This window comes from Micromonospora sp. U56 (genome assembly GCF_018070095.1).
Lineage (GTDB): Bacteria > Actinomycetota > Actinomycetes > Mycobacteriales > Micromonosporaceae > Micromonospora > Micromonospora purpureochromogenes.
The window spans coordinates 18,121-38,736 of record NZ_JAGPYL010000063.1; the positions used below are offsets into that span (position 1 = coordinate 18,121).

Here is a 20,616-nt window from a genome sequence, read left to right on the forward strand (position 1 = left end):
CCGGGCGCTCGGCCGAGCGAGCGAGCCGGGCGGTCGACTCAGCTCGGCGCGGAGGTGCGGGTCTGCGAGCCGGTCACCGGGGCGCGGCCGCAGGTGCGGGTGGTGTCCGCGGCGATGGTGGTGGTGGCGCCGGCCTTCATCGCCACGGTGGCGGCGGACCGGACGCCGTACCAGCACTGCTTGTCGACCCAGTACTCGACGTACACGTCCTGGGTGCGGTGGCCGCGCAGGCCGAAGGTGCCGTCCCGGGCGATGTTGGTGAACGACGGGCTGGCGATGTCCATCGTCCGCGCGTTGTACGTCCACACGTAGCCGCCGTCCACGGCGGTGGACCCGTTGGTGACCTTGCCGGCGAGCACGCCGCCGGCGACCAGCCTGGCGTCCACGGTGGCGGTGCCGCCCGGGTTCACCTTGGTCAGCGTGGCCGCGAACCGGTCGGCGACGTCGCCGGACCACTGCCAGGCGTACCCGCTGTTGGCGTTCGGCGTGAACTCGACCGGCCACCGGTACGGACCGAGGTCGTCGATGGTGTAGCGGCCCGCGGAGTTGGTGCAGTTGGCGCCGAAGATCGCGCCCTGGTTGGGGTGGAAGGCGAACGGGTAGGCGCAGACGCCCGGGACGACCGCGCCGGCGGGGTTGCGGACCGTGCCGGTGATGGTGCCGGGCGGGTCCATCCTGATCGTCGGGATGGTGATGGTCTGCTGGGGCTTCACCGTCACCAGCAGCGCCTCCCGCTGGTCGCCGCTGCCCCCGTTCGCGGTGACCCACTGGTCGCCGTAACGCTTGGCCGGCGGCTCGTACGGGTTGGTCGCCTGGTACGCGTAGAGCTGGTACGTGCCCGCCTCGCTGAACGGGCCCATCTCGAGCAGCCCGTCGTCCCAGGCGCAGTAGCTGCCCATCCGGGCGGACTGACCGCCGCCCTTCGGGCGTACCACCCGGACGCAGATGTCCGTGGCCGGCCCGCCGGTGGCCGAGTCCAGCACGGTCGTGGTGATCGCGCCGGCCGGGTCGAGCTGGAACGCGACCCGGGTGACCTGCCCCCGGGTGACCGGGTAGTACTCCGGCGTCTCCTCGATCGCGAAGTACGACGGGCCGGCGCTGACGGCGAGCTTCCAACTGCCCGGTCGGACCTTGGGAATCCGGACCAGGCCATTGGTGCCGCAGGCCTGCGCGTCGTTGCCGCCGGTGGCGAGGACGTCAAGGCAGGGCCGGCGCACCGGCATGCCGGTCACCGCGTCGGTCACCCGCGCCTCGACCGTGCCCATCGGCAGGAAGCTCTCGTCCACCACGAGGGCGTCGCCGTCGGCGAGGGTGAAGACGGTCGCCTCGTCCCGGGTCTCCTTCTGCGGCACCCACTGGTAGCCGCGCACGTTGTCCGAGATGGAGATCCGGTAGCGGCCGGGCGGCAGGTTGTTCAGGGCGTAGCGTCCGGCGCCCAGGTCCCAGGTGTACGCGATGGCTTCGTAGTAGAAGTCCTCGCCGTAGACCGTGATGGTGGCGTCGGTCGCCGCGCCGTACTCGTCGGTGATCCGGCCGCTGATGCCGGCCGACCCGCGGCTGAGGGTGACGTCCCGCTCGACGAGTTCGTCGCGGGGGAACCAGACGGTGTCGGCGTTCAGGTGGTCGGGCGCGTTGTACCACCACTCGGTGCGGAAGCCCTCGGCGTGCATCCGGACCTTGTGGCTCGACGTGTCCGCCGGGCTGGGGATGGTGTACCGGCCCTCGGCGTTCGAGCAGTACTCGGCCGCGACGGCGGTGGGCGAGGTGTGCAGGGCGAAGCAGGCGTTCGCGACGGGCGTGCCGTCGGAATCGCGGACGACGCCGGTGTAGCCGACGGTGTCGGCGGCTGCCGGGGCAGCGGTGAGAGGAACTATGGCGAGCGCCGCCAGGAGGGCGGCCCCCGTTGCCCGCATGGATCTCATGTCAGCAAGATAACGACGCCGGACTACATCGAAGATCATCCGGTCGGCCCGGAAGGCGCCGCCGGTCGGGCCCGGTGGCGGCTCAGGACGCCGGCGGGCGTACCGGCGGGGAGGTGAGCGAGCTGACCGAGCGGGGTGGGGAGTCCGGGCGCGGCGCGGCGTCCGCCGGCGAGGCGAGCGCGTCGGGGCGGGCCACCCCGCCGATCCCGGACTGCTCGGCGGCGATCTTCTCCTGCAGGCGGAGGATGCCGTGCAGCAGCGCCTCCGGCCGGGGCGGACAGCCGGGCACGTAGACGTCGACCGGGATGAGCTGGTCGACGCCCTTGGTCACCGAGTACGAGTCCCAGTACGGGCCGCCGCAGTTGGAGCAGGCGCCGAACGAGATCACGTACTTCGGCTCGGGCATCTGGTCGTAGAGGCGCTTGATCGCCGGGGCCATCTTGTCGGTGACCGTGCCGGAGACCACCATCAGGTCGGCCTGCCGGGGGCCGTGGGCGAACGGGATCACACCCAGCCGGATGAAGTCGTGCCGCCCCATGCTGGTGGCGATGAACTCGATCGCGCAGCAGGCCAGGCCGAAGTTGAAGACCCAGAGCGAGTAGCGGCGGCCCCAGTTCAGCACGAACCGGATCGGCTCGCCGAGCACTCCCGGCAGCTGCACGACCGCCCCCCTTCCTGTCTCCCACCGGACAGTCAACCACAGCGCCCGGGCTGCAACCGGAACGGCCGTCGTGGGCTTCTACCAGTGTGATGACGCGGATGAACCCACCCGCGCCGCGGCAAAGGGCGCGGCGGACGGCTGGCGCGCCATGAGCCACCGCCGGCCGGGCACGGGGGTCTCGGCCGGCGGTGCCCGTCCGGATCCGGTCGTCCCGGCCCCGACCGCCGTCCCCCGTCGAACGACGACAACCGGCCGGTGCCGGTACCGGAGTGACCGGTGCCGGCGGGTACGGACCCACGGCCACCACGGGGAGGACGAGTGACTGTGACGAGAGACGTGCGGGTCGCCGGGTCACCGCCGGGCCCGGCTCCCGAGCCGCCCGAGCTGATCTTCGACGACTTCTACCACGCACACTTCCGGGGGCTGGTCGTCCAGCTCACCGCGTACACCGGTGACCTCGGCCAGGCGCAGGACCTGGTCCAGGAGGCCTTCTGCCGGGCGTACGTCCGCTGGGACCGGGTGGCCGGCTACGAGGACCCGCTCGCCTGGGTACGCAAGGTCGCCTGGAACCTGGGCCACCACCGCTGGCGGCGGCTGCGTACCGCCGAACTGTTCCTGCGCCGGCAGCGGGAGACGCACGTGGCCGGGCCGACGCCGGACCGGGTGGCGCTCGACCAGGCCCTGGCGCAGTTGCCGCCCAAGCAGCGCCGCGCCGTGGTGCTGCACTACCTCGCCGACCTGACGGTCGCCGAGATCGCCGCTCAGGAGCAGGTCGCCGAGGGCACGGTCAAGTCCTGGCTGCACCGGGGCCGGGCGGCGCTCGCCACCCGCCTGCGCGAGACCACCGAGGAGGTGCGGGATGCCTGAGCAGGAGGTTCTCGCCACGGAGTTCGCCCGCTACCGCCAGGCGGTGCTGACCGAGATCGAGGTGCCGGGACCGGCCGCCGTGCGGCGGGCGGTGCGCCGGCGGCGGCGCAGCCACCTCGCCGCGGGGGCGACGGCTGCCCTGACCCTGCTGGCCGGGCCGGTCGTCGGGTACGCGGCGCTGGACCGCCCGGCCCCCGGCCCGACCCCGGTCGAGCCGACGCCGAGCGCCACCGCGAGCCCGTCGCCGACGCCGAGCGGCTCCGGCAGCCCGAGCCCGTCGTCGGCGACCACCAGCGCGGGCCCGACCGGGGCACCGGACGGCCGGATCAGCCGGGCCCAGCTCCTGGCCGGCCCGGTCACGCTGCCCACCTGGCACGTCGACGCCGGTTGCCCGAACGGCCGGGTCCGGTTGGCCGGCGAAGCCGGGTGGGAGACGAACACCCTGCTCGCGCTCGACACCGGTGACATCGACGGCGACGGGGCGGCCGAAACCGTGGCGCTGGTGCAGTGCGTGCGGGGCACCGGCGGCCCGCAACAGGTGGTGGCCTTCGACCGGGACCGGTCCGGACGGATCGTCACCGTCGGCCAGGTGACGAGGACCAGGCGGGAGCGACCGCAGTGGCTGATCGCGCTCGACGTCCGCGACGACGGCGTGGTGCGCGTGCAGGTCGGCGACATCGCGCCCGGCGGCGGCTGGCCCGGTGACTGGTCGCAGCGGCAGTGGCGCGGTCACCGCTGGGACGGCCGCTCGTTCGGCCAGGTCTCCGGACCGACCGCCTTCGCCCCGAACCCGCACGAGGCGAACCTCGTCCTCACCGCCACCGATCTGCTGCTCGCCACTGCTCCGGACGGCTCACGCGCCGGCACGGTGACGGTGCGGATCCGCAACGCGGGCACCGGCCCGGCCGCCTACGTGGCGCTCCGGCTGGACCTGCCGTCGGCGCTGCGCCCGGACGGCGACGGCTGGGCCCCCTGCCGCAACACCCCGGCGACGACCAGCCAACCGGTCGGCTGCGACCTCGGCAGGCTCGACGCCGGTGCGGAGTTCCGGCTCACCCTGGGCCTGCGGGCCGCGGCGGGGGTGACCGTGGGCCGGGGAACGGCCGACGTGGACGCCCGCCCGATGGACGCCCGGTTCACCGTCGTCGAGGAGGTCTACGAAGCCGACAATGTCGTCCGGATCGACTACCGGTGACCGGTCGCCGCACGGCGCCCACCCGCCGTACCGGTCCGCCTCCCCGGCGTCACCAGCTCGGGCGTTGCAGCAGGCTGACGAACTCGACCAGCAGCCGCTCGCGCAGCGCCGGCGGGGCGGCGTCCAGCAGCGTGTTCACCACGGCCATCCGCTCCGGCACGCCCCGACGCCCGTCCAGGCCGAGCCCGGCGGCCAGGCCGGCGACCAGCTCCGGGGTGAGCGCCTGCGGGGTCAGCGCGGTCGCCAGCGCCCGCAGCTCGGCGGGGAGCCGGACCGGACCGGCCGCCCGGGTCGCGGCCACCGCGGCGGCCAGGTCCGGGCCGAACTCGGCGACCCGGGGCGCGACCGAGGCGGTCACGGTCAGGTGCACGCTCGGCGGCAGGTCCGCGTACCGGAGCTGGGGCTGGGTGTGCCAGCCCCGGGCGGTCAGCTCGTCGACCAGCACGAAGAGGTCGAGTTCCGGGTCGGTCGCGGTGAAGCAGACCACCGTCGACTCCGGCTCGGCCATCAGCCGCAGCCCGTCGACGCCGCGCACGGCGTCGGCCAGCGCGGTGACCGCGTCCCGGGTCGCGGCGGCCAGCCGCAGGTAGCCGGCGTCGCCGAGGTGCCGCAGGGTGGCGTACGCGGCGGCGATCGGCCCGCCCGAGCGGGTCGAGGCGAGCACCGGGTTGACCATCGTGTACCCGGGCCAGTCCGCGTACGCGAAGTACTGCGGGGCGCGCAGCGCCGGGTCGCGGTGCAGCAGCACCGACACGCCCTTCGGGGCGTACGCGTACTTGTGCAGGTCCACCGAGATCGAGGTGACCCCGTCGACGGCGAAGTCGAACGGCGGCACCGGCACGCCGAGGCGGCGCAGGTAGGGCAGCGTCCAGCCGCCGAAGCAGGCGTCCACGTGGCAGCGCACCCCGGCCGCCGCGGCCGCCGCGGCCATCTCCGCCACCGGGTCGATCACGCCGTGCGCGTACGAGGGGGCGGAGCAGGCCACCAGCACCGTCTCCGGGCGGATCGCGGCGGCCACGTCGGCGGCCGCCGGGCGCAGCGTCTCCGGGTCGACCGGCACCGTGTCGAGGGTGACCCCGAGCAGGTGGGCGGCCTTGGCGAAGGCGGCGTGCCCGCTGGCCGGCACCACGATCCGGGGCGCGGTCAGCTCGGGGCGGGCGTCCCGGGCGGCCTTGACGGCGAGGATCAGCGACTCGGTGCCACCGCTGGTGACGCTGCCGACCACCTCAGCAGCGGTCGTGCCGGGGCCGCCGCCGAGCAGCCGGGCGGCCGCTCCGACCAGCGCGTTCTCCATCGCCAGCAGGGACGGGAAGGCGGTCGGGTCGAGCCCGTTGACGTGCGCGCTGCCGGCGTGCGCGGCGGCGGCCAGCTCGTCCAGGCCGGGCACGGCGGGGTCGTAGACGTAGGCGAACAGCCGTCCGCCGTGCGTCGGCCGGTCGAGGGCCCGCAGCTCGCGGATCTCCGCCAGCACCCGCTCGGCGGGTGCGCCGTCCTCGTCGATCATTCCTCGCCCTTCGGGTCGGGGTCCAGGGTCCAGCCGCGCAGCAGCAGCACGGCGAGCCCGACCAGCAGGGCGGGCAGCACGGTGAAGCCGAGCAGCACGCCGAGCCGGGCCTGGTCGGACTGGGCCGCCGCGGTGCCGGTGTCGGAGGAGACGTAGCCGGAGACCTGGAGCACCAGGCCGTAGAGGCCGGGGCCCAGCGCCAGGCCGAAGGTCTCCCCCGCCGTCCACAGGCCGGTGAAGACGCCCGCCTGCCGGCGGCCGGTCCGCGCGGTCTCGTGGGCGACGCAGTCCGGCAGCAGGGCCAGGGCGAAGACCTGCTGGCCGGCGTACCCGACGCCGAGCAGCGCGACCACCGCGTAGACGGCGGCGGCGGGCAGCGCGGGCGCGGCGACCAGGGCCAGCGCCCCGGCGGCGAGCAGCAGCGAGGCGGCGACCAGGGCGGTCCGCTTGCCGAGCCGGGCGCCGAGCCGGGACCACAGCGGCATCACCAGCAGCGCCGGCCCGACGAAACAGGCGAAGAGCAGGGTCGGGCCGTTCTCCGGGTCGCGCAGGATCTGGTCGGCGAAGTAGCTGACCCCGGCCAGGATGGTCGCCACCCCGGCCGACTGAATCACGAAGCAGAGCAGCAGCGCCCGGAACGGCCGGTTGCCGGCGGCCACCGCGAGCTGGGCGCGCAGCGTGGGCTCGGTCTCGGTCACCGCGCCGGTCGCGACCGCGCGGGTGCCGAGGAAGGCGCCGACCGCCCCGAGGGCGATCAGCGCGGCGACGAAGAGGCCCATCCAGCGGTGCCCGGCGAGGCCGTCGCCGGTCGCGGTCACCACCATCGGGGCCACCGCGCCGGAGACCAGGATGGCCAGCGCCAGCACCGCGATCCGCCAGGTCATCAGCCGGGTACGCTCCGCGCGGTCGCCGGTCAGCTCGGCCGGCATCGCCACGTACGGCACCTGGAAGAAGGCGAACGCGGTGGCGGTGGCGAGGAATGCGACCGCCACGTACGCCCCGGCGGCGGGACCGGCGCCGAAGGGCGCGGCGAAGATGGCGGCGAAGAGCACCGCGAGGGCGAGCCCCGCGCCGAGCAGCCACGGCCGGCGCGGCCCCCAGCGGGAACGGGTGCGGTCGGAGAGCCGCCCGGCCACCGGGTTCACCAGCACGTCCCACGCCTTGGGCAGCAGCACCAGCAGGGCGGCCACCCCGGCGGCCACGCCCAGGGTATCGGTGAGGTACGGCAGCAGCAGCAGCCCCGGCACGGTGCCGAACGCGCCGGTGGCCAGCGAGCCGAGGGCGTAGCCGGCGTGCACCCGGCGCGGCAGCGGGTCCGGTCGCCGCGCCCCGGTCGGGCCGGTGACCGAGGGGTCGGCTTCAGCCGGCGGCGCGTCCATGGGGCCGAATGTTACTCACGTTATGGCGGGGGTCACATTCCCTCTTCCGGCCACCAGCTCGCCGCCGACATGTCCACCCCGGCGGCCCGCAACGGGCAGCCCTCGGCCCGCAACCGGGCCCGCGCCTCGACCTCGTGACCCGGTGGCAGCCGGCCGGCGGAGGTCACCACCCGGTGCCAGGGCACCCCGCCGCCGTGCCGGGCCATGATCGAGCCGACCAGCCGCGCGGAGGCCCGGCCCGAGCGCTCGGCGAGGGCGTCGGCGACCGCCCCGTACGACATCACCCGGCCCGGCGGGATCCGCTCGACCAGCGCGAGCACCGTCTCGACGTACTCCTCAGGCGTCACGACCGGCCACCATATGGGAAGCCTCCCGGGTCGCGCGGAACCGACCGCGCAGAATGGGCGGGTGCGCGAAGCAGTCACCCAGGCCCGGCGGATCGTCGTCAAGATCGGTTCGTCCTCGCTGACCACCGGCGGCGGTGGGCTGAACGACGCCCGGGTCGACGCCCTGGTGGACACCCTCGGTGCGCTCGCCGCCCAGGGGCACGAGGTGGTGCTGGTCTCCTCCGGCGCGATCGCCGCCGGCCTGGCCCCGCTCGGGCTGGCCCGGCGTCCCCGCGACCTGGCCACCCAGCAGGCCGCCGCGAGCGTCGGGCAGGGCCTGCTCATCGGCCGGTACGCGACCGGCTTCGCCCGGCACCGGCTCACCGTCGGCCAGGTGCTGCTCACCGTCGACGACGTGACCCGGCGGGCGCACTACCGCAACGCGTACCGGACCCTGCGCAAGCTGCTCGACCTGCGCGCCGTGCCGATCGTCAACGAGAACGACACGGTCGCCACCGAGGAGATCCGCTTCGGCGACAACGACCGGCTGGCCGCGCTGGTCGCCGCCCTGGTCGACGCCGACCTGCTGGTGCTCCTCTCCGACGTGGACGCGCTCTGGACCGGGGACCCGACCCAGCCGGGCAGCACCCGGATCACCGAGGTGCGCGGCGAGACCGACCTGGCCGGCATCGACATCGGCGGCGCGGGCCGCTCCGGCGTCGGCACCGGCGGCATGGTCACCAAGGTCGAGGCGGCCCGGATCGCCACCGGCTTCGGCATTCCGGTGGTGCTGACCGCCGCGCCGCTGGCCGCCGAGGCGCTGGCCGGCGAGCCGGTCGGCACCTTCTTCCACCCCAGCCGGCAGCGGCCCGCGGCCCGGCTGTTCTGGCTCGCGCACGCCACCGCGCCCCGGGGGCGGCTGCACCTCGACCCGGGGGCGGTGCAGGCGGTGGTGGGGCGACGCAAGTCGCTGCTGCCGGCCGGGATCACCGCCGTGGACGGCGCGTTCACCGCCGGCGACCCGGTCGACCTGGTGGACGCCGAGGGCGCGCCGGTAGCCCGGGGGCTGGTCAACTACGACGCGGTGGAGCTGCCGGGGCTGCTCGGCCGCTCCACCTCCGAACTCGCCGCGGCGCTCGGCCCGGCGTACGAACGGGAGGTCGTCCACCGCGACGACCTCGTGCTGCTGTGAGGAGTTGCCGATGAGCGAGCGTCAGCGAGCGAATCATCAGTTCAGCGCGGTGCCGGCATGAGCGTCAGCGAGCAGGCCCGCCGGGCCCGGGACGCGGCGGGCGAGCTGGCGGTCGCCACGCGTACCGCCAAGGACGCCGCGCTGCACGCGATGGCCGACGCGCTGGTGGCGCGTACGCCGGAGATCCTGACCGCGAACGAGGCGGACCTGGCGGCCGGGCGCGCGGCCGGGCTGAGCGCGGCCGGGCTGGACCGGCTGGCGCTCGACGCGGGCCGGGTGGCGGGCATCGCGGACGCGCTGCGCCAGATGGCCGCGCTGCCCGACCCGGTGGGCGAGGTGGTCCGCGGCTCGACCCTGCCCAACGGGCTGGAGCTGCGCCAGATCCGGGTGCCGTTCGGGGTGGTCGGCATCATCTACGAGGCCCGGCCGAACGTGACCGTGGACGCCGCCGGGATCTGCCTGAAGTCCGGCAACGCCGCGCTGCTGCGCGGCTCCTCGTCGGCGGCGCACTCGAACGCGGCGCTGGTCGCCGTGCTGCGGGACGCGGTCGCCGGGGCCGGCCTGCCGGCGGACGCGGTGCAGCTGCTCGACGCCACCTCGCGCGACTCGGTCAAGGAGCTGATGCGGGCGCGCGGGCTGGTCGACGTGCTGATCCCCCGCGGCGGCGCGTCGCTGATCCGCACCGTGGTCGAGGAGTCGACGGTGCCGGTGATCGAGACCGGGGTGGGCAACTGCCACGTCTACGTGGACGCCGCCGCCGACCCGGCCAAGGCGGTGGCGGTCACCCTCAACGCGAAGACCCAGCGGCTGTCCACCTGCAACACCGCCGAGTCTTTGCTGGTGCACGCGGACGTCGCGGACGCCTTCCTGCCGCCGATGCTGGCCGCCTTCGCCGAGGCCGGGGTCAGCGTGCACGGCGACGCCCGGGTGGCCGCTTACTCAGACGCGGTGGTGCCGGCCACCGACGAGGACTTCGCCACCGAGTACCTCTCGGCGGACATCTCGGTGGCCGTGGTCGACTCGCTCGACGCGGCGGTCGCGCACATCCGCCGCTACGGCACCGGGCACACCGAGGCGATCCTCACCGACTCCGCCGCGGCGGCCCGGGAGTTCGTGGCCCGGGTGGACGCGGCGGCGGTGATGGTGAACGCGTCGACCCGGTTCACCGACGGCGGCGAGTTCGGCTTCGGCGCCGAGATCGGTATCTCCACCCAGAAGCTGCACGCCCGGGGCCCGATGGGTCTGCCCGAGCTGACCTCGACGAAGTACGTGGTCACCGGGGACGGGCACCTGCGCGGCTGACTGTCCGGGTTGGACGGGCGTACGCGGGGGTGCGCGGGGCCGCTAGTCTGAGGCCGGTTCGGCACGGCTTGTCTGGGGAGGCGGCATGCTGGGCGAGAGCGCCCTGGAAGAGCAGCTGGCGCAGGCGCGTGCCGCGCTGCGGGAGGTCAGCCGCACCGGCACGCCCCGGGAACGGGTCGAGTCGGTGGGCGAGGCCGCCGACGGACGGATCCGGGTCACCCTCGGCACCGATGGGCGGGTCAGCGCTGTCGACCTCGACCCCCGGGTGCTGCGCGAGGGGGCGGAACACCTCGCCGAGGAGTTGCGCCGGGCGGTGAACGCGGCCCTCGACGGGCAGGACGAGGCCGGGGCCGGGACAGAGCCGATGCCCGACCTGGCCGCGATGACCGCCACCGTGGAGCGGCTCCAGGATCAGGGCCTGCGGCAGATGCGGGAGATCACCCTCGCGGTCGGCGAGACCATGCGGAAACTGCAGGGGCGGAGCTGACGATGGAGCCTCTGGACGTCGACGTCGACTCGGTGCGCCGCGGCGCGGACGAGCTGGTCCGGGCCAAGGAGGACGTCCGGCAGGCCTTCGAGGCGTTCCAGGCGGCGGTGGGCGGCTACGCGCACGCCTTCGGCGGAGACGAGATCGGGATGCTGCTCGGCGTCGCCCACCAGGCCTGCGTGGACGGGCTGACCGAGTGCCTCAGCACCAACCTCACGGAGCTGGAGAACTACGCCGCCGACCTGCACGCGATGGCGGAGGGGTACCGGGCCGTCGAGGAGGGCGTCAGCAACTCCTTCCAATCGATTCTCGGCAAGCTCGGCGGCTGAGCCCGCCGCACAAAGGAAAGGAGTCGCCGTGGGCCTGACGCTTCCGGGCGAGCTCGCGTCGCTGCTCTCGATGATCGGGTACGACTGGCCGGAGTCGGACGAGACCGCGCTGTTCCAGCTTGCCGGCGAGTGGACCGGCATGGCCGACCGGATCAACGGTTCGGTCGCCCAGCTGGAGTCGGCCGCGCGGACGGTGCTGGACACCAACCGGGGCGAGAGCTTCGCCGCCTTCGCCGGCGAGTGGAACGACAAGGAGTCGGCCGCGCGCAACATCGCCGACGCCACCGACCCGACGAACGTCATCGCCATCGGGCTGATGGCCGGGGCGGGCGTCGTGCTGGCGTTGAAGATCCAGGTGATCGTGCAGCTCATCCTGCTGGCGATCCAGATCGCGCAGGCGATCGCGACCGCGGCGGCCACCTTCGGGGCGTCGCTGCTGGAGATCCCGATCTTCAAGATGATCACCGGGATGATCATCGACCAGCTGATCGGTATGGCGGTGGACGTGGTGCTCAATGGGGGGTAAGAAACGCGACGCCCCGGCGCGGCAGGCCCAGGCGGAGGGCGCGAAACTCGTCTCGGCGTTCCTGGAGAACGACAAGGTCTTCCGGACCGCCAAGACCACCGGCGCCAAGGTCGAGGAGCCCGCGGTGCTGCGGCTGCGGTACCGGTCGGACTTCGACAAGAGGGACTTCGACCGCAAGGCGAAGGATCTGGTCCGGCTCGGTGAGGACGAGCAGCTGTTCAAGGCGAAGTCGGACCGGGACAGCAACAAGGTCTACGACCGCACGACCCGCACATCCCGCACCCGGACGAACGTGTTCCGTGAGCGGCTGATCCGGCGGCTGACCAAGAACGAAAAGCTGACCCAGCAGCACGGCAGCCGGGAGACCAACAAGTACCTGGCCAACAAGTCCCTGGTGGACCGCCTCTACGACGGCCAGGGGACGATCACCGCCCGCGGCCAGGGCCTCGACCCGGACCACATCCACGAGCTACAACTGAAAGGAAAGGATGAATACGCTAACCTCAGGCTGATGGACTCCTGGACCAACCGCCAGATCGGCAGCGACATCTCGGTCGCGCTGCGGGACGTCCCCGAGGGCACGCGGATCATCGTGAAGTGGATTGACGAGTGAACAGCCCCGACGCCACCCCGGCGCTGGCCGAGATCCGGGACAAGCTGGCGCTGCTCACGCGCCTGGAGGCCGAGCACGGCTTCGGCGTCGTCATCGAGGGGCCGGCTCCGCTGGAGCCCCTCCCCGACCTGCCCGGCGTCGCGGAGGTCTACCGTCTCTTCGGCCGGGTGGAGGGCGACAACTTCCGGTTCACGCCCCCTGAGCAGATCACCAGCCCGGCGGCCTGGAGGGCCTACACCGTCGACCCGGACGACCCGATGGGCAGCCCGTTGACCATCGGGCGGGAGCTGCGCAGCGTTCCGCCGGGCCTACGCGGCGAGATCAAGGGCGGCGCCCCGATCTACCTGGACACCGAGGACCTCGAGGTCTACTGGATGGAGCCGGACGCCTACATCTTCCAGTACGAGCACCCGGACGAGGACGTCGAATATACCGTCCTCGCCCCCGACATCGTCACCTTCTTCAACGAGCGGGTGTTCGGTCCGGGCTACCCCGACCTGGTCGCGACCGTCCTCGGCCCCGGGGTCCGCGATCGGCGGCTCCGCAAGGGCCGGCATGCCGGAGAGTACGCCGACAACTGGCGGCGGCTGCTGATCACCGCCGGCCTGTCGTCCTGACCGACCCAACTCCTGTGACCACGAAGGATCGTCATGGCCGCTGATCCCCGGTTCCGTGCCCTGTGGAGCGAGGACGAGCTCATCCCGTACCCGCGCGAGGCGTGGCTGGAGGGTGGGTTCAGCCCCGACCTGCTCCCCGCCGGTGATGAGATCCCGCTCGACGTGGCGGTCGTCTACACCGCCTTCCTCGAAGGCGACATCGAGCTGTACGACACCATCCAGCTCAGCACCGAGGACGGTTCGCTGGACGTCCGGCTGATCGTGGTGGGCGCGGTCGCCGACAACCCCGACCTGCTCTACGTGCTGGACCCGCGCAACGGCGAGATCCTCCAGTTCGACCTGGACCAGCAGGACATCCAGGGCGTCAACACCAACTTCCGCACGTTCGTCGAGTTCCTCTACCAGTTCGCGCTCTTCGTCGAGGCGGACGAGGGTAAGGCGGGCCGGGCCGAGCGGGCCGAGACGCTGCGGATGGTGCTGGAGAGCATCGACCCGGCCGCGTTCGCCCCGGACGGCTGGTGGCCGCTGGTGATCAGCCAGTTGAAGTGACCGTCCGGCAGGCCCGGATCGCCCGCAGCGTGGTGTGCACGTCGAACTGGTGACCGTCGTCGCTGTCCCAGCCGCCGTCGCTGCGCTGGGTCTCGGCGAGCCGGCGGCGGGCCGAGACCAGCAGCCACTGCTCCTCGCCCACCTCGACCCGACGCAGCGTCGCCGCCAGCCAGGCGACGTCGGCCGGGGACATCTTCGGGATCCGTTCGGCCAGCACCGCCTGGATCCGCGCCGACTCGTAGTACATCTCCTGCCGGTGCAGCACGGCCGCGCTCAGCCAGCCGGCGGGCAGGAAGGACGGCCAGCCGCCGTCCGGGGCGAGCTGCGCGGCGACCGCGTGCGCCGCCGCCTGCACCACCCCGGCGTACGCGCCGCCGACGCGGTGATCGAGCGGGCCGGCGGCGCGGGCGTCCAGGCCGGCCACGGTCAGCCAGAACCCGGCGTTGGCGGTGAGGTAGAACCGGGCCTCCGGATCGCCCGGCCGGGCCCACTCCGGCGCGAGGCCGGCCAGCGACGGGTCCTCGTCCCAGCCGCCGTCGGGCAGCTGGCGGGCGGCGAGCCAGTCCAGCGCGTGCCGGGCCGCCGGGCGGCCGAGGGCGCCGAGGTCGTCCAGCTCGGCCAGGCGGAAGCAGGTCGCGTCGACGGAGCCGACGACACCGTCCAGGACGGCCGGCCAGCCCCCGTCGGGCGTCTGCCCGGCCTCGGCGGCGTCGAGCAGCTCGACCGGCACCGGCGCGCCGGTGCGCAGCCGGGAGAGCCGCGCGCGGTCCACCGCGTCCCCGTGCGCCACGACGAAGCCGATAGCGGCGTCCATGTCCACCACGGCGGTCACGCTACCTGCGTAAAGGGGATCGCGCCTCGGGGAATCGGCCGAGGCCGGGGCGGGTGAGTGGCCCGCCGCCGACCCCGGCCGTCGCTCAGTACGCGGGCAGCGAGGGATCGATCTGCTTGATCCAGGAGAGCACACCACCCTGGACGTGCACCGCGTCGCGGAACCCGGCCGCCTTGAGGGCGGCGAGCGCCTCGGCGGAGCGGACGCCGGACTTGCAGTGCAGCACGATCTGCCGGTCCTGCGGCAGCTTCGCCAGCGCCTCGCCGGAGATGATGTCGCCCTTGGGGATCAGCATGGCGCCCGGGATGCGGACGATCTCGTACTCGGCGGGCTCGCGGACGTCGACCAGGAAGATGTCCTTGCCGGCGTCCTGCCACTCCTTGAGCTCCAGCGCGGTGATGGTGGCGTCGACCACCGCCTCCTGCGCCTCCTCGGAGACCGCGCCGCAGAAGTCCTCGTAGTCCTCCAGCAGGTCGGTGACCGTCGGGTTCTCGCCGCAGAGCACGCAGTTCGGGTCCTTGCGAACCTTGATCTTGCGGTACGACATCTCCAGGGCGTCGTAGACCATCAGCCGGCCGACCAGCGGCTCGCCGATGCCGGTGAGCAGCTTGATCGCCTCGTTGACCTGGATCGAGCCGATCGACGCGCAGAGCACGCCGAGCACGCCGCCCTCGGCGCAGGACGGGACCATGCCGGGCGGCGGGGGCTCCGGGTAGAGGCAGCGGTAGCAGGGGCCGTGCTCGGCCCAGAACACCGACGCCTGACCGTCGAAGCGGTAGATCGAGCCCCAGACGTACGGCTTGCCGAGCAACACCGCCGCGTCGTTGACCATGTAGCGGGTCGCGAAGTTGTCGGTGCCGTCGACGATCAGGTCGTACTCGGCGAAGATCTCGCGGACGTTCTCCCGGTCCAGCGCGGTGTTGTGGATCCGCACGTTCACCAGCGGGTTGATCTCGCGGATCGACGCCGCGGCGGACTCCGCCTTCGGGCGGCCGACGTCGGAGACGCCGTGGATGACCTGCCGCTGGAGGTTGGACTCGTCGACGGTGTCGAAGTCGATGATGCCGAGCGTGCCGACGCCGGCCGCGGCGAGGTACAGCAGGGCGGGTGAGCCGAGACCGCCGGCGCCGACACACAGCACCCGGGCGTTCTTCAGCCGCTTCTGTCCCGCGACCCCGACGTCCGGGATGATCAGGTGGCGCGAGTAGCGGCGGATCTCGTCAACGGTCAGCTCGGCGGCGGGCTCGACGAGCGGGGGCAGCGACACGGTGGACTCCCCGGGATCGGCTGGTGGCGAACCGCGCCATTGTCGCTCGCCGGGGGTCCGGTCGGCCATGAGCAGTGACACGTAGCCCGACATTCGGGAGCGGGAATAACTCAGGCACCGGGGACAAGCACGCCCTCATGGCGCACCCCGTCGACGTACGGCCAGGCGTTCGCGACGCAGCCGTCCAGGCCGTACGTCTGCTGCTGCATGACCGGGGCCGGCGCGCCGGGGCCGGGGCAGGCCTGGTGCTCCTCGCCCAGCTCGTGGCCGACCTCGTGGTTGACCACGTACGTCCGGTAGACGGCCAGCGGGGCACCGTAGTCGGGCACCGCGTCCATCCAGCGGGCCAGGTTGATGATCACCTGGCCGGGCAGCCGGCAGGAGGTGTACCCCTCGGTCATCAACCCGCCCTCGGCGCACATCCGCTCGGAGGTGGCCGGGCTGGCCAGGTAGACGGTGAAGTCGGCAGCGGCGGCCTCGGGCACCCGCTGCACCCGCAGTTCACCCGAGTCGATCCAGCTGCGCCGGTCGGCGAGCGCCTCGTCCACGGTGTCGGCGAAGAGGTCGACGTCCTGCCCGGTGCCCTCCTCGACCGCCACCCGGTAGCGGCGCAGCGGGCCGTCGTACCCGTGCACCGGCGAGCGGCCGTCGGCGGCCGCGAAGCGACCGGAGCCGCTGGTCGGGTACGCGGCGGGCGCGGCGTCCTCGCTGGCGCCGAACTCCTGTGGCCGCGACAGCCCGGCGGACGCGGGGACGGACGGCCCGTCGTCGGCCCGGACGAGGGCGACGCCGGTGACGGTCGCGCCGAGCGCCACCAGGCCGAGCAGGGCGGCACGCCGCCGCCGGCGGCGCATCCGGACGAGCCCGGGTCGGGTGTCGCCGGCGGGTCGGGCGAGGTCGGCCTGGTCGGCCGGTTCCGGTTCGCCACCCTCGGCGAGCGGGGAGAACGGGGTCACCCGATCAGCATGACAGACTAATCGGGCATATCAGCGCTTTTCCGGCCGGGCGATGTGAATACGCTTCAGATCGCGCGGCGGGGCTCAGACCGGACGGCCGGTGTACCGCCGCCCGTCGACGTACGGCCACGGGTTGGCGGTGCAGCCGTCCAGGAAGAGGGACTGCTGCTGCATCACCGGCGCCGGCCGGCCCGGCCCCGGGCAGCGCTCGTGGTGGTGCCCCAACTGGTGGCCCACCTCGTGGTTGACCACATAGGTGCGGTAGAGCGACAACGGCACACCGGCCCGCACGAAGTGCGGCACCGAGATCCGCCACCGGTCCAGGTTGATGATCACCTTCCCCGACGCCCGGCACGACGTGTACGGCCGGCCGCCCACCCGGATGTCCACTCCCCCGGCCCGGCACATCCGCCCCGCCGTGTTCGCTGTGGCCAGGTAGATCGTGAAGTCGTACGCCTCGCCCGCCGGCACCCGGCGCAGCCGCAGCCGCCCGCTGTCCACCCAGCTCCCGGGCCCGGCCAGCGCCGCCTGCGCCTCGTCGGAGAAGGCGTGCACGTCCTCACCGGAGCCGTTCTCCACCGCCATTCGGTACCGCTGCACCGGGCCACCCCGCCCCAGCACCGGACCGGCCCGGTCGTCGTACCCGAAACTGCCCCGCCCGGCGGACGGCACCGGGCCCGCGAGCTGGAGCAGCGGGGCCGGGCTGGTCGCGGACGGGCTCGGGGTGACCACCGGCAACGGCGACGGGGTGAGCGGCGCGGCGGTCGGCCGGGGGGCGGGCGTCCCGACGGCGAGCGTCTCGGCGACGGCCCCGGGACGGCCGGCGAAAAGTGCCCCGCCCGCGCCGACCACCACCGCGAGCATCGCCAGCAGCAGGACCGTCCAGCGACGGCCTCCGACGGGCGCGCGGCGGCCACGGGGGGTCGCACGCGCGCGGTGACCGTGGGGGAGGAACTTGGGCATCCGGGTCATCCTGCCATGTCGGAGCGCCTCCCGACCTCCTCCGTTTCGGCGAGCAGGTGCAGCACCGCCCGCGCCACCGTGCGCGGCACCTCCACCTGCGCGACGTGGCCGACCCCTTCGAGCATCATCAGCCGGCTGTCCGGGATCGCCCGGGCCGCCTGCGGCGCCACCCGCACGTCCACCAGCTTGTCCTGCAGGCCGCCCACCACCAGCGTGGGGGCCTGCACCGCTGCGGCGATCCGCCACATCGACCCCGCCCCCGGCAGGTACGAGCGCAGGAAGCTGGAGACCAGGCCGCGGAACGTCCGGACGTACGCGGCGGCGTAGTGCGCGGCCTCGTAGCGCACCCGGATCTCCTCCAGCGCCTCCTGCCGGCGCTGCTCGCTGAGCCGGCTCAGGTCGGCGAAGCACGCCTCCAGCACCTGCTGGGCCATCACCTCGGGGGCGAGCTGGGCCAGCCGCCAGGCCGCCAGCCGCTCCCCGCGTGGGATGGCCAGCAGCGGCAGCATCCGCCCTTGCAACGAGCGGCGGAAGTCCAGGAACGGCAGCGCCGGGGAGACCAGCGTGAGGGTACGCACCAGCTCCGGCCGCAGCCCCGCCACGTGCACCGCGACCGCCCCGCCGAGGGAGTTGCCGAACAGGTGCACCGGCCCCCGGTCGGAGTGCTCGATCCAGCGGACCACCCGCTCGGCGAAGGCCGGGATCGTGTAGCGCCGCCCCGGCTCGCTGCGCCCGAACCCGGGCAGGTCGATGGCCTGCCCGTCGAGCCGGTGGGCGAGCAGGCCGGCCAGGTCCGTCCAGTTCTGCGACGAGCCGCCCAGCCCGTGCACGTACAGCGCCGGCTCCGCGTCCGCACTCGTGGCCGGGGTGTCCCGGACGTAGGTGACCGTGCCGTCGAGGCGTACCTCCCGGCCCGGCCAGGGCGGCGGAACGTGGTGCGGGGGCAGCAGATGCTCGGGCCAGAGGGCGGCTCGCTTCATGCCTCCCAGTGTGCCCAGCACGACCCGCCGGCGAACACCACGCCGCTCAGGCCAGCAACGCCTCCAGGCGCCGGTTGACGGCGGCCAGCGTCGCGCGGACCACCGCCTGCCGGGGGTCACCGGCGACCAGCGCGGAGCCGGCGAGCTGCTCGACCCAGCCGTCGCAGACCAGCAGAACCACCACCGTGGCCACCTCGCAGTTGCCGAACGGCACCACCGCGGCGTGCTCGACGAAGCACCGCCCGCGCTCGGCCGCGCCCTCGGCGCCCCGCAGCAGCTGGTCCACCGCCGCCGCCGCGGCGACCGCGCAGAGTCGCAGGACGTACCCGTCCACGGCCGGCCCGGTGGAGTGCCCGGCCGCCTGCTCGCCGGCGGCGAGCAGGCGTACCTCGACGGTGGCGTCGAGACCGAAGGTGCTCACCTGGACGTGGTCGATCACCACCCGGGGCCCCGGCGCGCCGCCGGTGTCCAGCGGTCGGGACGGGGCGCTCTCCGTCGTGGTCAGCTGCCCACCGGAGTACGAGGTGCCGAGCGTGGCCGGGCTGCCGGTGGCCGGCGGCGCGGATGTCGCGCTCGCCTCCTCCACACTGGCCCGCCCCCGGTGCGCGGAGACCTGCCGGCGCCGGCGCGGCACCCCCTCGACCGTGCCCGGGTAGTCCTCCACCCGGCCGGGCGCGGGGGCGGCGGTGGCCGCCTCGGCGGCCGGGCGGGCCCCGGGCGGCTGGTCGGCGGCGCCGCGCCCGGTGCCGGCGGGTGCGCGACCCTCGCCCGACGGATCGGCCGATCGGGACCGCCTCGACGGGCCGGCCCCGGGCTCCTGCCGGCGCAGGTCGCCGGGGCGGGACTCCGCGTCGCGCGGCCGGGCCGGCGCCTCGCCGGGGCGCGGCTCGGCGCCCCACGGCTCGGGGGCACGGGGCTCGGGCGCGCGGGTCTCGGCGGAGCGGCGCCGCAACGGCGCCGGTGCGGGGGTCGTGGCGGGCAGGTTCTGCGGGGCCGCGGCCAGCCCCATCCGCTCCTGGAGCAGGCGGGCGCCCATGCGGCTCACCTCGGCCGGGTCGGCCCCGTCGGCGAGGTCCAGCCGGAGGCTGTGCGCGCCGGCCGGGGTACGGCGCAACGCGGCGTCGCGCACGCCGGCCACCTCCCGCACGGCGTCCAGGATGGCGTTGACGTCGAAGCCCTCCGGCCGCTCCCGCAGCGGGGCGGGCTCGTCGTCGCGGCGCAGGTGGGTGGCGATGCGGGCGAGTTCGGGGGTCTCGGCGGGTGGCTCCACGGCTGGCGGCTCCGGCACAACGGGCACGTCCGGCTCGGCGGGGACGCGCTGCGGCAGCACCACCGCGCCGGGCTCCGGCGTCCCGTCCTCCACGGCCGGCTCGGCCGGAGGCGCCGGATCGGGTGCGGAGCGGCGGGCCGCGTAGGGGGGTGCGCTCGTCGGAGCGGGCGCGGAGGAGGGGAGGTCCAGGCGGCGTGGCCCGCTCGTGGCGGGGTCCGGCGCGGCGCCGGGACCGGTGGGGGTCGGCTGGTGGCCGGGAAGCTCCGCCGGGGCGCTGGCGGTCTCCGCCGGCACGGACCGGAGCCGGAACGGCCGGTCGGTCGTCGGACTGCTGTCGACGGCCGGGGCGGGCGGCGCGCTGTAGGGGGCGGCCGCGCCGGCCGGAGGAGCACTCCGCGGCGCAGCGGGCGGCGCGCTGTAGGGGGCGGCCGCGCCGGCCGGAGGAGCACTCCGCGGCGCGGCGGGCGGCGCCTCGGCGGTGGGCGTCGAGCCGTAGGACCCGGTGCTCGGTGCGGCGCGGTAGGAGCCTGCGGCCTCCGCCCGGCCGTACCACCCCGTGGCCGGCGCCGATCCGTAGGACCCGGCGGTCGGTGCCGAGCCGGCGGACTCGGCGCTCGGCGCCGAACCGTACGACCCTGCTGACGGCGCCGAACCGTAGGAACCGCTGATCGGTGACGCGCCGTTGGCCGTACCCGCCGGGGGTTCGCCGTGCGGTGCGGCAGCGGGCGGGGCACTGGCGGGCGCAGCCGCGGGCGGGGCGCTGGCGGGGGCGACGACCGGGGGCGCGCTGGCGGGCGCGGCCGGCGGGGCGCTGCGGGGGGCGGCGGATCGGGAACCGGCCCAACCGGCGGCTCCCTCCACGGCGGACCGGTCCGGGGC

At 74.6% G+C, this 20,616-nt stretch carries 20 protein-coding genes and 1 pseudogene; 10 read left to right on the forward strand and 11 right to left on the reverse strand.

The genetic code is table 11. From position 1 onward, the window contains the following. Nucleotides 1–38 precede the first annotated feature (38 nt). Nucleotides 39–1,922, reverse strand: coding sequence for a collagen binding domain-containing protein (locus KBX37_RS35460; RefSeq protein ID WP_210777575.1), 1,884 nt, complete (start codon nucleotides 1,920–1,922; stop codon nucleotides 39–41). A gap of 82 nt (nucleotides 1,923–2,004) precedes the next feature. Continuing rightward, nucleotides 2,005–2,583, reverse strand: a complete 579-nt coding sequence (locus KBX37_RS20645; RefSeq protein WP_088960212.1) for an NADH-quinone oxidoreductase subunit B — start codon at nucleotides 2,581–2,583, stop codon at nucleotides 2,005–2,007. Between the two features lie 318 nt (nucleotides 2,584–2,901). Here KBX37_RS20645 and KBX37_RS20650 point away from each other — a divergent pair, with 318 nt between their 5' ends. Together KBX37_RS20650 and KBX37_RS20655 are read left to right on the forward strand one after the other, a co-directional pair. Then, a complete protein-coding gene (locus tag KBX37_RS20650; protein WP_210777576.1) occupies nucleotides 2,902–3,450 on the forward strand; it encodes a SigE family RNA polymerase sigma factor in 549 nt (182 codons plus the stop codon). Then, entirely contained in the window at nucleotides 3,443–4,645 is a 1,203-nt protein-coding gene (locus KBX37_RS20655; protein ID WP_210777577.1) for a hypothetical protein, read from the forward strand. Before KBX37_RS20650 ends, KBX37_RS20655 begins: the two co-directional genes overlap by 8 nt. A 49-nt stretch (nucleotides 4,646–4,694) precedes the next feature. On the opposite strand, the gene KBX37_RS20660 is transcribed toward KBX37_RS20655, so the two are convergent. Genes KBX37_RS20660 through KBX37_RS20670 form a run of 3 tightly spaced genes read right to left on the reverse strand, consistent with a single transcriptional unit; the run spans nucleotide 4,695 to nucleotide 7,875 of the window. Next, on the reverse strand, nucleotides 4,695–6,149 hold the full coding sequence (locus KBX37_RS20660; protein ID WP_210777578.1) for an aminotransferase class V-fold PLP-dependent enzyme: 1,455 nt from the start codon (nucleotides 6,147–6,149) through the stop codon (nucleotides 4,695–4,697). Beyond that, a complete protein-coding gene (locus tag KBX37_RS20665) occupies nucleotides 6,146–7,528 on the reverse strand; it encodes an MFS transporter (RefSeq protein ID WP_210777579.1) in 1,383 nt (460 codons plus the stop codon). The genes KBX37_RS20660 and KBX37_RS20665 overlap by 4 nt, the downstream gene beginning before the upstream one ends. A 32-nt stretch (nucleotides 7,529–7,560) precedes the next feature. Next, complete coding sequence (locus tag KBX37_RS20670; protein ID WP_210777580.1) at nucleotides 7,561–7,875, reverse strand: MGMT family protein; 315 nt, start codon at nucleotides 7,873–7,875, stop codon at nucleotides 7,561–7,563. Between the two features lie 61 nt (nucleotides 7,876–7,936). On the opposite strand from KBX37_RS20670, the gene proB reads away from it, so the two are divergent. The 8 genes and pseudogenes from proB (at nucleotide 7,937) to KBX37_RS20710 (ending at nucleotide 13,469) form a co-directional block, all read left to right on the forward strand. Then, entirely contained in the window at nucleotides 7,937–9,046 is a 1,110-nt protein-coding gene (proB, locus tag KBX37_RS20675) for a glutamate 5-kinase (RefSeq protein WP_374103803.1), read from the forward strand. Nucleotides 9,047–9,097: 51 nt separating this feature from the next. Further along, a pseudogene (locus KBX37_RS20680) lies at nucleotides 9,098–10,348 on the forward strand (glutamate-5-semialdehyde dehydrogenase); the annotation flags it as partial. Between the two features lie 85 nt (nucleotides 10,349–10,433). Beyond that, nucleotides 10,434–10,835: a YbaB/EbfC family nucleoid-associated protein gene (locus tag KBX37_RS20685; protein WP_210777583.1), complete on the forward strand. Its 402-nt coding sequence runs from the start codon at nucleotides 10,434–10,436 to the stop codon at nucleotides 10,833–10,835. 2 nt (nucleotides 10,836–10,837) lie between these two features. Further along, nucleotides 10,838–11,164 carry a hypothetical protein gene (locus KBX37_RS20690; RefSeq protein ID WP_210777584.1) on the forward strand — a complete coding sequence of 109 codons (327 nt, stop codon included), beginning with the start codon at nucleotides 10,838–10,840 and terminating at the stop codon, nucleotides 11,162–11,164. A 28-nt stretch (nucleotides 11,165–11,192) separates the two neighbouring features. Further along, a complete protein-coding gene (locus KBX37_RS20695; RefSeq protein ID WP_307849140.1) occupies nucleotides 11,193–11,690 on the forward strand; it encodes a hypothetical protein in 498 nt (165 codons plus the stop codon). Next, nucleotides 11,680–12,303 (forward strand): hypothetical protein, encoded by a 624-nt coding sequence (locus KBX37_RS20700; RefSeq protein WP_210777585.1) that lies wholly within the window; start codon nucleotides 11,680–11,682, stop codon nucleotides 12,301–12,303. The genes KBX37_RS20695 and KBX37_RS20700 overlap by 11 nt, the downstream gene beginning before the upstream one ends. Then, nucleotides 12,300–12,920, forward strand: a complete 621-nt coding sequence (locus KBX37_RS20705; RefSeq protein ID WP_210777586.1) for a hypothetical protein — start codon at nucleotides 12,300–12,302, stop codon at nucleotides 12,918–12,920. Before KBX37_RS20700 ends, KBX37_RS20705 begins: the two co-directional genes overlap by 4 nt. 33 nt (nucleotides 12,921–12,953) lie before the next feature. Next, nucleotides 12,954–13,469 (forward strand): SUKH-4 family immunity protein, encoded by a 516-nt coding sequence (locus KBX37_RS20710; RefSeq protein ID WP_210777587.1) that lies wholly within the window; start codon nucleotides 12,954–12,956, stop codon nucleotides 13,467–13,469. Here the strand turns inward: KBX37_RS20710 and KBX37_RS20715 are convergent. The 6 genes from KBX37_RS20715 to KBX37_RS20740 all read right to left on the reverse strand — a co-directional run bounded on the left by KBX37_RS20715 (nucleotide 13,453) and on the right by KBX37_RS20740 (nucleotide 19,830). Further along, a complete protein-coding gene (locus KBX37_RS20715) occupies nucleotides 13,453–14,301 on the reverse strand; it encodes a prenyltransferase/squalene oxidase repeat-containing protein (protein WP_374103804.1) in 849 nt (282 codons plus the stop codon). The genes KBX37_RS20710 and KBX37_RS20715 overlap by 17 nt on opposite strands. A gap of 85 nt (nucleotides 14,302–14,386) precedes the next feature. After that, on the reverse strand, nucleotides 14,387–15,637 hold the full coding sequence (moeZ, locus tag KBX37_RS20720) for an adenylyltransferase/sulfurtransferase MoeZ (RefSeq protein WP_210777591.1): 1,251 nt from the start codon (nucleotides 15,635–15,637) through the stop codon (nucleotides 14,387–14,389). Nucleotides 15,638–15,678: 41 nt separating this feature from the next. Continuing rightward, entirely contained in the window at nucleotides 15,679–16,524 is an 846-nt protein-coding gene (locus KBX37_RS20725) for a DUF3152 domain-containing protein (protein ID WP_307849141.1), read from the reverse strand. An 84-nt stretch (nucleotides 16,525–16,608) separates the two neighbouring features. After that, a complete protein-coding gene (locus KBX37_RS20730) occupies nucleotides 16,609–17,487 on the reverse strand; it encodes a DUF3152 domain-containing protein (RefSeq protein ID WP_247658567.1) in 879 nt (292 codons plus the stop codon). Nucleotides 17,488–17,492: 5 nt separating this feature from the next. Beyond that, the gene (locus KBX37_RS20735) at nucleotides 17,493–18,467 is read right to left on the reverse strand and encodes an alpha/beta fold hydrolase (RefSeq protein WP_210777588.1); all 975 of its coding nucleotides are present in this window, start codon (nucleotides 18,465–18,467) and stop codon (nucleotides 17,493–17,495) included. Nucleotides 18,468–18,513: 46 nt separating this feature from the next. Further along, a complete protein-coding gene (locus KBX37_RS20740; protein ID WP_247658568.1) occupies nucleotides 18,514–19,830 on the reverse strand; it encodes a hypothetical protein in 1,317 nt (438 codons plus the stop codon). Nucleotides 19,831–20,616: the final 786 nt, after the last annotated feature.